Origin of the sequence: Acutalibacter muris (genome assembly GCF_002201475.1) — a bacterium.
GTDB classification, from domain to species: domain Bacteria; phylum Bacillota; class Clostridia; order Oscillospirales; family Acutalibacteraceae; genus Acutalibacter; species Acutalibacter muris.
On sequence record NZ_CP021422.1, the window covers coordinates 2,310,352 to 2,322,216 of the forward strand.

General features: G+C 52.5%; 10 protein-coding genes and 1 pseudogene. 3 read left to right on the forward strand and 8 right to left on the reverse strand.

Going from position 1 to position 11,865, the window contains the following annotated elements; translation table 11 throughout:
* Nucleotides 1-28 precede the first annotated feature (28 nt).
* The 3 genes from ADH66_RS11875 to ADH66_RS11885 are packed head-to-tail and all read left to right on the forward strand — an operon-like array spanning nucleotide 29 to nucleotide 5,015.
* Nucleotides 29-1,438 (forward strand): sensor histidine kinase, encoded by a 1,410-nt coding sequence (locus ADH66_RS11875; RefSeq protein ID WP_207652987.1) that lies wholly within the window; start codon nucleotides 29-31, stop codon nucleotides 1,436-1,438.
* A gap of 25 nt (nucleotides 1,439-1,463) precedes the next feature.
* The gene (locus tag ADH66_RS11880) at nucleotides 1,464-3,104 is read left to right on the forward strand and encodes a response regulator (protein WP_066540476.1); all 1,641 of its coding nucleotides are present in this window, start codon (nucleotides 1,464-1,466) and stop codon (nucleotides 3,102-3,104) included.
* Nucleotides 3,105-3,134: 30 nt separating this feature from the next.
* Nucleotides 3,135-5,015 carry a beta-L-arabinofuranosidase domain-containing protein gene (locus ADH66_RS11885; protein WP_066540469.1) on the forward strand — a complete coding sequence of 627 codons (1,881 nt, stop codon included), beginning with the start codon at nucleotides 3,135-3,137 and terminating at the stop codon, nucleotides 5,013-5,015.
* 334 nt (nucleotides 5,016-5,349) lie between these two features.
* On the opposite strand, the gene ADH66_RS11890 is transcribed toward ADH66_RS11885, so the two are convergent.
* The 8 genes and pseudogenes from ADH66_RS11890 to ADH66_RS11925 all read right to left on the reverse strand — a co-directional run bounded on the left by ADH66_RS11890 (nucleotide 5,350) and on the right by ADH66_RS11925 (nucleotide 11,761).
* The gene (locus ADH66_RS11890; RefSeq protein WP_236757030.1) at nucleotides 5,350-5,634 is read right to left on the reverse strand and encodes a helix-turn-helix domain-containing protein; all 285 of its coding nucleotides are present in this window, start codon (nucleotides 5,632-5,634) and stop codon (nucleotides 5,350-5,352) included.
* A pseudogene (locus ADH66_RS11895) lies at nucleotides 5,615-6,958 on the reverse strand (type IV secretory system conjugative DNA transfer family protein); the annotation flags it as partial. The pseudogene ADH66_RS11895 and the gene ADH66_RS11890, both read right to left, overlap by 20 nt.
* Before the next feature lie 117 nt (nucleotides 6,959-7,075).
* On the reverse strand, nucleotides 7,076-7,486 hold the full coding sequence (locus tag ADH66_RS11900) for an HNH endonuclease (RefSeq protein ID WP_066540464.1): 411 nt from the start codon (nucleotides 7,484-7,486) through the stop codon (nucleotides 7,076-7,078).
* Nucleotides 7,468-7,665, reverse strand: a complete 198-nt coding sequence (locus tag ADH66_RS11905; protein ID WP_066540463.1) for a hypothetical protein — start codon at nucleotides 7,663-7,665, stop codon at nucleotides 7,468-7,470. The genes ADH66_RS11900 and ADH66_RS11905 overlap by 19 nt, the downstream gene beginning before the upstream one ends.
* 262 nt (nucleotides 7,666-7,927) lie before the next feature.
* Entirely contained in the window at nucleotides 7,928-9,142 is a 1,215-nt protein-coding gene (locus ADH66_RS11910) for an MFS transporter (protein ID WP_066540460.1), read from the reverse strand.
* Nucleotides 9,142-10,008, reverse strand: coding sequence for a sugar phosphate isomerase/epimerase family protein (locus ADH66_RS11915; RefSeq protein ID WP_066540457.1), 867 nt, complete (start codon nucleotides 10,006-10,008; stop codon nucleotides 9,142-9,144). The genes ADH66_RS11910 and ADH66_RS11915 overlap by 1 nt, the downstream gene beginning before the upstream one ends.
* A 21-nt stretch (nucleotides 10,009-10,029) precedes the next feature.
* Nucleotides 10,030-10,926, reverse strand: coding sequence for a carbohydrate ABC transporter permease (locus ADH66_RS11920; protein WP_066540454.1), 897 nt, complete (start codon nucleotides 10,924-10,926; stop codon nucleotides 10,030-10,032).
* A 13-nt stretch (nucleotides 10,927-10,939) separates the two neighbouring features.
* On the reverse strand, nucleotides 10,940-11,761 hold the full coding sequence (locus ADH66_RS11925; protein ID WP_407922896.1) for an ABC transporter permease: 822 nt from the start codon (nucleotides 11,759-11,761) through the stop codon (nucleotides 10,940-10,942).
* Nucleotides 11,762-11,865 lie beyond the last annotated feature (104 nt).

The window sequence follows — 11,865 nt, forward strand, 5'->3', positions numbered from 1 at the left end:
GGTCAAACAACAATTTTTGTCCAGCTTTTTGGACGCTGATATGATCTGCGTGTTCCCCGCCCAGAGCCTCGCGGTCTCAACAAAGAACGGCGTGGAGCACCTTAGCAGCTATCCCTTATTGACCGATCTGGAAAATCTGGGAGACAAGCACCCTGTATGGGCGTTTCGCCCCTCGTACCGCGACCCCAATGAGAGATGTCTCTCCATAGTCATCGGTTACGTCCACGCAACTCAAACCCGCCCCATAATCATCCTGGAAATCGACGAGAAGGCTTTATCCGCCCAGCTATCCAACTTGCTCAGTAAAAATTCCGGTGTGCAGGCGTCCTTTTTCCAGGACTATCAGGGTGCCTGGACTTCCTTCGACCCCGACGGCTATCTTATACAGCCCAGTATTAACGGGCTGCTGGAGCACATAGAGGACGTTCCGTCTTTTTACTCTACGGAATCCAAGGGAACTCACCTGCGTATCGTCCCCGTCAAGATGGAGGACATCCGCTGCGTCTTGGGACTGGCCTTTGACGAACAGAGCGTACTGGCGCCGGTCATATTTATGAGGCACGCGCTTATCGGTATTTTGGTGACCGGCTCCCTTTTCACTGTCGCCTATCTCCTGCGCGGATACCGCAAGGTGTATATTCCAACCCAAACGCTGGTATCCTCTATGGAGCGGCTTGCTCTTGGGGACTTATCCGTTCGGGTAGAGCAGAAACAGAAGGGGGAATTCCAAATACTGGCAGAGCATTTCAACTCGACCGCCCAAAAGCTGGAAACTCTGGTAAAGGAGAAGTATCAGGCTGACGTTAAAATGAAAAATGCTCAGATGAGCTTTTTGCGCTCACAGATCAATCCCCATTTCCTCTATAACAGTCTATTCAATCTTTATAATATGATAAAAAGCCAAGACCTTGATAATGCGGCGGATATGGCTGTATATCTTGGCCAATTTTACCGCATAGGAGCTCATTTGGATAAGCAGGAGCTCACTCTGGGCCAAGAGGTAGAGAATATCATTCCCTATCTGAAGATCCATCAGATACGCATGGGCGGCAGTCTGGACTTCAATTGTGATATCCAGGCCGGCCTTGAGGGTTTTGAAATCCCCTGCCTCTCTTTGCAGTCCTTAGTGGAGAATGCCATCACCCATGCCTTTACAAAAACGGGAAAAAACGCTTATCTAAATATTCAGGCAGTCCGTGAAGGAGATTTCGTGCTGCTCAGCGTGGAAGACAACGGTTCTGGGATTGACAGCGATACCAGGGAAGACATTCTACGCCGACTGCAAAACAGCGATGACGACGGGGTCTTCCACGGGCTACAAAATGTTTACGCGCGGCTGCGCCTTCTGCATGGGGAGCAGGTCTCTATCAGCATAGAGCCGGTCCCTTCCGGCGGCACTAGAGTCTGTCTGCGAATCCCGGACAAAAAATGGGAGTGAAAATCATGTATTGGGAGTGAAAATCATGTATAATATGCTTTTGGTGGATGATGAAACCATCATTTTAGAGGGGCTGAGTCAAAATATCAACTGGCAGGACCTGGACATCCAAGAGGTGTTCACCGCGGATAACTCCCTTAACGCCCAGGAATGTCTTAGCAGCCATCGAATCGACCTGGTGATAACCGATATTCAGATGCCCGGTGAAAACGGATTGGCCCTGGGCGAGACGATTTTGCAAAAATATCCCTACACAAAAGTGATTATCCTCTCTGGCTACCAAAATTTCTCCTACGCTCAGCAGGCCGTACAGATAAAGGCCTTCCGCTATTTGTTGAAGCCGGTGCGGTATGAGGATCTGGAGAAGGTAGTGCGCGAGGCGCTTCACGAGCTCCAACATGAGCTGCAGGGGAAAAAGGCTCTTGAAAACGCCAAGAAGCTAGCCTCGCAGGCCTATCCGCTGATACGTCAGAACTATCTCATGAACTGGCTGGAAAAAGATGCGGTACACCCCTGGGAGAATTTGCAGGAAGCCAATGAACACGGGCTATGCCTCACGCCGACAGGCCAAGGTTATTTTATCATGATCCGCCTGGGACAGCGGGAGGAATCCGCGTCGCAGGATGAACTGCTCCACTACGCCATGCTGAATCTGTGCCAGGATATGCTGGGAGGACAGATTATTGATTTTATCAATGCCCAGCAGACGCACTGCTTTCTGTTTTTAACGGATGTCCACGGCACCTTTGCATCCAGCCTCTCTTCCTTTCAGCGCGCCATAGAGCGGCTGGACTGGGTCCTCTGCTCGCTGGAGAATATAACGGAGGGCCCCATTCGGATATTCTGGAGCAAGATCCACCCTTTAGAGGAGCTCAGTACATGCTACCGCGAGATGAACCGCAAGGCCCTGCGGTTTATCGGAAGCTCTCAGGATCTTGTCTGTGGTTTGGAGAATTCCGAACGGCCCGTTTCCGCCTGGGAACCTTCTACTTTACACAGCCACCCCTCTTTCCCCACGCTGATCGCCACCGGCCGGGCATTGGCGGCATTGGAATGGATCGACAAAACATTTGAGGAATTCAACAGGCACAGCGGCAACTGCCATGACCAGTGCCTGTACGTATACCACATGGTGGTTGGAACGCTGATCGCGGACTCATTCCAGAGGCAGATCGGTATATTGGCTTGGGGCGGGGAGTCCCTTGAGTTTATGGAGGAAATGGGAGAAGATATAGTAGAGGACCTCCGCAGCCAGTGCAAAAAGCTCACATCGTCGTATCTTGAAAATTTGAACCACGCACTCAATGGGCAGGAGGACTGGCTAATCGGGCAGATAAAGCAGTATATTGCAAACAATATCGAGGATAAGCTGTCCATCACTTCCCTTGCTGCCCATTTTTGCTATAACGCCACCTATCTTTCGCGTGTCTTCAAAGCAAAGACCGACGTTCAGCTTGCTAACTATATTGTCGCGTCCAAGATAGCAAAAGCGGAGGAACTGCTTCGGGCAGGCCGCTCCCCAACCGATACTGCTGCGGCAATAGGTTACGAAACCTATTCCCATTTCAGCAGGACATTCAAACGCCAGGTAGGCGTCAGCCCCAAGCAGTATCAGGATGAAAGATGCTGCTTTAGGAAAAATGGCACAAACGGAGCTTCCAACTAAGCCCCAAATAAATGAAATGGATGTCAGAATATGTCAAGCAATCAGAATGAACGCCTTACCGCCAGCTACTCAGCCTACCGCCCCCGGTTATTTACCGACCGGCTTTTCCTTCCCGGCCCGGGCTCATGCCAGTTTTCCGGCCCCTTCGACCGGGCTGTCCGCTTCATTCAAGAGAATCAACTTTTGGACACCGCCCTATGGACACGGTTCGCGGAGCAGTTCACCGGGCCCTCAGACGACCATGACCTGGGCTGGCGCTGCGAATATTGGGGCAAGCTTATGCGGGGCGGAGCCCTGGTCTGGTCCTACACCCGGGACCCGGAGCTGTACCAGCGGCTTGAAGCCGCCGCCCGGGCAATGCTTCAAAACGCCGGGCCCGACGGCAGGATCTCCACCTACAGCCGGGAGGCGGAGTTCCAGGGCTGGGATATCTGGGGCCGGAAATATGTGCTGCTGGGCATGGAATACTTTTACGACATCTGTCAGGACGAGGGCCTGAAGGCGGAGCTGCTGGCCTCCCTCCGGGCGCAGACCGACTGCCTTCTGGCCCACTTCGGCCCAGGTAAGGCCGACCTGCGCAAAGCAAGCTGCCACTGGGAGGGACTCAATTCCTCCTCCCTGCTGGAACCGGTGGTCCGTCTGTACAACATGACCGGCGAGCAGAAGTACCTGGATTTCGCGGGCTATATCGTGGGCCTTGGCGGCATCCAGTCGGCCAATATTTTTGAGCTGGCCCTGGAGGACCGGCTGGACCCCTGGCAGTACCCGGTGACCAAGGCCTATGAGATGATGTCCTGCTTCGAGGGCCTGTTGGAATACGCCCGGGCCACCAAAGATGAAAAATGGGCCCGGGCCGTGGTAAATTTTGCCCGGCGGGTACTCCACTCGGACATCACTATTATCGGCAGCGCGGGCTGCACCCACGAGCTCTTCGACCACTCCCGGCTGGGCCAGGCGGACCCCAGCTACACCGGTATCATGCAGGAGACCTGCGTCACCGTGACCTGGATAAAGCTGTGCGGCCAGGCGCTCTGCTTTACCGGCGACACAATTTTCGGCGACGCCATAGAGCGGTCCCTGTACAACGCCCTGCTGGGCGCGGTCAACACAAACAAGGTCCCCCGGGACCCCCTCTCCCCGGGGGGCTGGCTGCCCTTCGACAGCTACAGCCCTCTGCGGGCAGGGCTTCGCGGCCAAGCGGTGGGAGGCCGGATGGTCATGGCGGACAACACCATCTATGGCTGCTGCGCGGCCATCGGCGCGGCGGGGCTGGGGGCTGCGGCCCAGCTCAGCGCACTGCACAGCCGCGAGGGCGCGGCGGTGAACCTGTATTTTCCCGGCACTTTAGAGCTATCCACGCCTTCCGGCCGGTCTTTAGAAGTGCGCATCGATACCGCCTATCCGGTGGGGGAAGAGATTACGCTTGAACTGTCCCTGGATGAGCCGGAATCCTTTGAGCTGGCCCTGCGTATTCCCGGATGGTGCGCTGCGCCGGAGGCTCAGATCAATGGGGAAACTGTCACCCCTTCGCCTGGCTGGTTGCGGCTGGAACGGCACTGGGAGGACAAAGATAAGGTCTGTCTGCGGTTCCCCATGCCTGTGGATGCGGTGGGCTCCTGGCAGCTCGGCCCGGGCAGCGGGGAGCTGCCGCCCCATCTGGCGCTGGTCCGGGGACCGGTGGTGCTGGCGGCTTCTGAGGAATTCCCGGGCTGCGACCTCTCCAAACCAGTAGAATTCGCACGAACCGCCGATGGGGCCATCCGGGCCTTGCCGCTTTCTGAGGTGCCTTTCGAGGCACAGCAGGCATTTAAGGTGGCACTGCAAAATGGGTGGATGGAGTTTACAGACTATGCTTCAGCGGGAAAAGGCTACGATAAGCGCATTGCGATCTGGGTGAGGGTCAGGCAGTAGGCTGTTCCTTTACCCGCATTGCGCTCGGCATATAGGAAACAGGCGTTATAGCATATTGGGGTGCTCATGGTATACAACCCTTATCCGCAGTTCTCAGCATTTATTTCAACTGTCAGATTAGGTATAGGCAGAAAAAGAAAAAGCCCGCGCCGCGAACTTTACTCACCGATCCATCATTGTTGAAAACTAAACTCTGAGTATACCTTCAATTTATTTTTTCTTTCTGCTTACCCATAAACTGGTAGGTTAACATTCCCCTGTCACCATGAGGCCCTCCCGGTGTCAGCGAAGGCCGAGAGCGCCCCCTTGTGAGTGGTTTCGGCTTTTTCGATTATTACCACCCCGGCTCGGCGTTCGTCAGCGTGTAGAGATTTGATGAATCAGCGCCGTTAGGCCGCTGCCGCCCGGTGACATAGAGGAACCCGCCCTTCTCCAAGTCCCGGATCGCCCGATGTACCGTGGCCTCGGACATCTTTGTCTGCCTCGCTATGGTCGGCACGGAAGGAAAGCACTGCCCCTCCTTGCCTGCCCGGTCGGACATGTACATATACACTAAGATGGCGCGTTTTGGCAGGTCGCTCTGGTATAGGCCCTCCATATTATACATTTTCTGTTTCATTCCTTTCGGTTCGTATTTTAGCTGGCTTCTCCACAGGCTGGACGGCTGGCTCGGATTTCCTGGGCCGCAGATGAGGGAATGCCTCATGGATGGCCCCCATCAGCGCCTGTCTGCTGGCGTACCGCACCGGCCTGCTGCCCTTGTCCGGCACCTGGTACGGCTTCCCGAACTCAATGCCCCACTTGAAGAAGAGCTTTAGTTTGACCTTCATGGGGTTCACCCCGGTTTTCATCACCACGAACTGTCCCTTGGGCATGGACTTCAGCTCGTCGGGGGTCATGAGTGGGCGCTCTATCATCTGTAGGGATTGGCTGGGGTCGTTCTTTCCCCGGCTGACGGAGCCGGAGAGCGCTGTCCTGCTGCCCAAGGATTTGCTCATGACCTGGGCGGTTTCGCTGTTAGGGGCAAAGCCGCCGAAGATTGTTAATTGGGTATTGTCAATTATAATTTCCGCACCCTCTTTGCCGTAATTCTTCTCAAGCTGCCCCAAGGATTGAATGACCGGCACAATGCTCAGACGGCGGGAGCGGCTGGCCGAGAACATCATCTCTGCCGACTCTATCTTTGGCAGGGTTCCAAACTCGTCAGCGAAGAACACAGCCCGGTTCTTGAGCTTGCCGCCGTTCTCGTCTGCTATGGCGAGGATCTCACGATAGAGCTGCTGGATCACCAGAGACACCATGAAGAATTTGTTGGGGTCTTCCTCGGGCATCACCAGGAATAGTGCGGATTTTTCATTACAGAATGTTTCCGCATCCACAGCCGTGCCGAAGCAGAGAATTTGCTCCATTTCCGAGTCTAAGAAACTGTTGAGCCTTGCCAGCGCTGTGGACATGACGGAGGCCATGGCCTGTTCGCTGGAGGACAGCGCCGCTCCCGCAAACCAGCGGGCCTTGTGGTCAGACGGCAGGCTGTCCATAAGTATGTGGAACAGGGTCTTGCCTTTCACACCGCTGGGAGCCAGCAGCTCTTGTATAATTTTGAAAATGGATACGATGTGGCGCTCGGCAGGCTCACAAAACTCTGCCACCAGCAGGATTGCCGAAGTGAGCAGGCCCTCCGCCGCATCGTAAAAGAAGGCGTTCTGACCGTAGCTTGCGCTGTCGCCGCCTGACATGATGATGGTCTTGGAGATGATTTTAGCGTACTTCTCGGCCCTGGCTTTGTAGGCCAGCTTGCCCTCCTGCTTATACAAATCAGCGTATTTGTTTACCAGATGTAAAAGGTTGAAGCCGTCGCTCTTGGTGGGGTTGCGCAGGTCTATAACGGAAACCCGATAGCCGTAACAGTCCCTGGCGATGCCAGCGTAGTTGCGAAAAACATCGTAGAGTAGGAAAGAGCCGCCTTACCGCATCACTGCGGCAGGTTTGCCCAGACCTCTCTCGGAACCGGACTTACACCTCTCGATGTATCCGGCTCCCCATTATTGCAAAAATCGAATTCAAGGGTTATGGATATGGTAGTGACATTCGCGACAAACGGCCAAAGTTTTGCGCCGTTTAGCAATCATGATTTTCTCCCATTTTTCTTTTCCTTTGAGGTTCTTCACTTTGTTGACATGATGGATTTCCAGCGGTACATTGGTCTTGCCGCATAGCTCGCAGACCTTTGCCGACAATCTCTTGTCAAAAGTGTTTCTGTAACTGCCGCTCCGCAGGGTGTAATCAATTATCACATCATCAAAAGTATTCGCTTTCTTACAGTCCATAAAATTGGCGAATTTGCAGCGCTTTTCCCCCTTTGCGGTCTGGTAGGGAACACTCCATTTCTTCCCGTCCTTGAACTTATTGCGGATTTGGCGGGCAGTGGTTTTGTGCTTTCCCGCCAGAGTTTTCAGGCAGCTGTACTCCATAAGATAAGCGAAATAATCCAGCCTTTTGTGCCTGCGCCCTTGTTTGCGTACAAATTCTTATACGCAATGTAGTATAAATCTGGGCGCAGCAAATAACGGTAGAGCCTTGTGAAGATTTCCTCTGGGTGATTCCTTGAATTCTCACTGATTTTCTCTAAAATCTCCATCGTTGGTTTCATAAGCGAGGCTTTCCTCCCTAATCAATTTTCGATTTTAGAACGCAATAACTGCCGCCCTTCGCCATGTAAGCGCCGTTAACGCTCTCGGACTACTACGGCGGCTCCGTTGCCATGTTGGATTTTCAGCGTCATCTCTCTTGCCTTGGGAGGCTTAAGATTTATCACCCTAATGGGCATTTCGCATAGCTGGATATCCAGCGCTCCAATTTAGGCAATCCCCAGTTAGTACAATAAGCTGGCCCGCGGATTCTCGGATACGTTTTTATTTCGTTAAGACCGGTTCTCCGGCCTGCCATATGGATGATTCGGCAACCCACCGCGCAAGGGTGAAACGCAGTGGTATCCACATAAACGCCGCAAAATTTACCCCTCCCAGCAGCAGGAATGCCGGGTCATACGAGGAAAACATGTCATACAGCTTCCCGGTCAGTAGAATACCTAAAGAAATACCGGCGGTCTGAAAAGCCATGCATAAGGAGAGCACCCGCGACGGAGACTTATGGAAAAAATGGGACGATAACAGTGGCAACATCAGCGCAAGAGGTACAGAGCCGAAGGCAAAAAGGATCTCAAAGGTAGGCAACCAGCCTGTAAAGAACACCAGCGTAACCGCCGATAAGATAAAACCGATATGGGAACAGGCTGCCGCAGGGTACGGCCCGAATCGGTCCGATACAGCGCCCAGAAGCACCTTCACGAACAGCGCGCAGAAACAGATTACGGACAGAACAGCTGAGGCATTCTGGGTGTTTATGCCATGCTCCGAGAGGTGGGCAGCTATGGAAAGATATGTAGGCTGTATTGAGGCCCCTGTCAGAAAAGCGTATATGAGCAACGCTGTCAACAATCCTCTGTCGGCAAACGGGAACCTCTCCGGCTCTACACAGCCATCCTTTTGCCCTTCATGTTTGCCGGCCTGCTTATTTTCCTTTACAGTAAGCAGGCATGGCGTAGCAACTATGGCCATTAAGCCTGCTGAGCCTAAGGCTGCGGCGCGCCAGCCGTGGCTGTTCATCAGTATGCCTGCCAAAGGAATAAGCGCCGCGCCGCCTATACCGCTGCCGGAGAGCACTATCCCTAAGACGGAGCCCTGCCGGTCAGGGTACCAGCTCTTTATGACGGCGGTGATGGGTACTGTACCCAGGAGTGCCAGCCCAGCCCCCAGGAACGCTGCTGCCAGGTAGAGTGTGGCGGCAGATCTTATCTGGGAGTAGATCAGAAATGCTGTCATCTCGCAAAGGAGACCCACGGCGAAAATTCCTCTCAGGGGAACCCGCTTCATCAGCAACGGAAAGAGCATATATATGAGCATGTTCACAAGGTAGATCACTGTGACAGAGACGGAATATCCTGTGCGGGAGATGCCAAGGTCACTACATACCGGTGCGGTATAGAGACTGTTCGTTCCCGCGCCCACGCCCACGGCAACCAGTTCACACAGGAAGCAACCCGCTGCCGCCAAAAGTCTCTTGTTCATCAGAACTCTATACCGGTAAAGCGCTTGAAGTTCTCAAAGCTCTTTCGCACACTGTCCAACTGGGGTACGCTTGCATGGTCTTGCTCCAGCAGAATATATCCCGCATCTGTGTACTCAATGGCAGTGTCAATGATTTTCTGAATGTCCATAATGCCGCTGCCAATCTCTGTGAAGTCCTTCTCGTAGTTCACAGACTGGCATATTTCCTTGAACCTCTCCAATGATACGCCTTTTGTGCCCGCACGTTCCAGCAGGTTGATATGGCCCTCTCTGCCCTTTGTGTAGTCCTTCTGGTGTATGGCCTTGCAGCGCTTTCCCTGTTGTCTGAGAACGTCACAGGGATCCACGCCCGCGCGCATTGCCCAGTAGGTGTCAAGCTCAAAGCCCACATAGTCGGGGTCGGTGTTCTCAAGCACCAGGTCTACTACCGTCTTGCCATCGAACTTCTGGAATTCATGGAAATGGTTGTGGAAGAGGTAGTAAAGACCGGCCTCATGGCATTTCTTTCCCCAGCGGTTGATATTCTCACAGCAGCGCAGGACATCATCCCTGGTCTCGTACCATACCACCGGCAACACAAGCCCTTTTGCTCCTATAGCTACATGGTACTCAATCAGCTTGTCAATATTGTCGTCAGTATACGGATTGACCGTATTGGTCACGACCTCAAGCCCTAACTCGTCCAAAAGCTTTTTGAAGTCGGCGGCGCTCATGCCAAAACCTGTGCCGAAGTCGTTAAGAGCGTTGTGATTCGACAGCTCCAGCCGTCTGTAGCCTATATCGGCCAGGGTCCTGATGGTGTTCTCAACGCTTTTCGCCATCTCCTCCCTTACGGAAAAGAGTTGTATTCCCAATTTTAAAGACATATATATTCCTCCTTAATGAGTTTATCCTTTTACGGCGCCTAAAGTGATACCCTTGACAAAACTGTTCTGCACAAATGGATATACTATCAATATGGGCAGTAGGCCTACCACACTTATAGCCATACGCACGGACGTTGACGGTATTTTTGACACCGATTCGCTGATATTGCCCATGGTTGCGGCGTTGTTGCTGAGATATTGAATATCCTGAAGCATCCGGTTGAGCAGCGCCTGTATAGTATAATACTCGGTTTTTGTGGTGATGTAAATAAAGCCGTTGTACCAGTCGTTCCAGTAGTTTATGGCGGTGAGCATCAGGACCGTTGCGATTATGGGCTTGCTCATGGGTACGATGACCTGCACAAGTATCCTGTATTCTCCGGCCCCATCCACCTTGGCAGCCTCGATTATGGCCTTTGGTATGGACGTGGTGAAAAAACTCTTCATCAAAAGGACATAGTAAGCTCCCAGAAGCAGGCGGGGAACTATAACGGCCCAGACTGTGTTCTTCAGGTGGAGGGTGTTTGTGTAGATCAAATAGGTCGGCACGAGCCCGCCGTTAAAGAGCATAGTGAAGAATACCAGAAAGCCCAGTACCTTCCTGCCCAAAAGATCGTCCCGGGAGAGGGGATATGCCAGCATAGTTGTAAGCACAATACTCACAGCAGTCCCCACAACTGTTACAAAGAAAGTGACAAAATACGATGTGAATATTTGCCCGCCGTGGCGAAACAGATACTCGTAGGCCTCAAAACTAAAGGATTTCGGCCAGAAGCCGTAGCCTTCGCGGATAAGGGTGGAGTTCTCCTCAAATGACGACATCAGGAGCAGTATCAGTGGAATAATGCAAAACAGCGCGAATACTATCAGCACTACATGGCTGAACACCTGAAAACGCTTTTCTTCTTTTGTTTTCATATTTTCCCTCCCATCAGAACAATGCACTCTCTGGATCGACCTTGCGGATAACAAGGTTGGATACTGAGACCAGCACAAGGCCCACGATAGACTGGTAGAAGCCCGCTGCCGAGGACATTCCGATATTTCCTATCTGGATGAGGCTTCGGTACACGTAGGTATCGATAACGTTAGTGGTTGGGAACAGGGCGCCGGAGTTCATGGGCACCTGATAGAAAAGGCCGAAGTCCGCATAGAAGATACGCCCTATAGCCAAAAGGATGAGCATAATCGTCACCGACTTTATCATGGGCAGGGTAATACTGAATATCTGGCGGATCTTGCCTGCGCCCTCAAGGGCCGCAGCCTCGTAATACTGTCTGTCTATGCCTATAATGGCCGACAGATAGATAATACAGTTATATCCCACGTTTTTCCAGATGTATACAAACGTTATGACAACAGGCCAGTATTTTGGCTCGTTGTACCAAGAAATATCGTCTATACCCAGAAGGGGCAGGACACTCTTGTTTATGAATCCGGAGTCGGCGCTCAAAAAGCCGTAGACGATATAGCCCGCGATAACGGTGGAGATGAGAAACGGAAGGAGTATCACACTCTGGTAGAGCTTTCTGGCTCCTATTGAGAAAAGCTCGCTCAGTAAAATTGCGATAAAAATAGACAGCACCGTGTTCAGCACTATAAACGCCGCATTATACAGCAGCGTGTTCCTGGTTATCACCAGCGCGTCCTTTGTGGCAAACAGGTATTTAAAATTTTGGAAACCGATAAAATCACTGCCAAAAATACCCTTTCGCGCGTCGTACTGCTTGAAAGCGACAACGAGGCCGGCCATAGGTAGGTAATTATTTATGAACAAATATATGAAACCTGGTATCATCATGGTATAGAGCGGTATCCCAAATTTTATTTTCCGCCATACCGAGCCCGTTTTCTTTT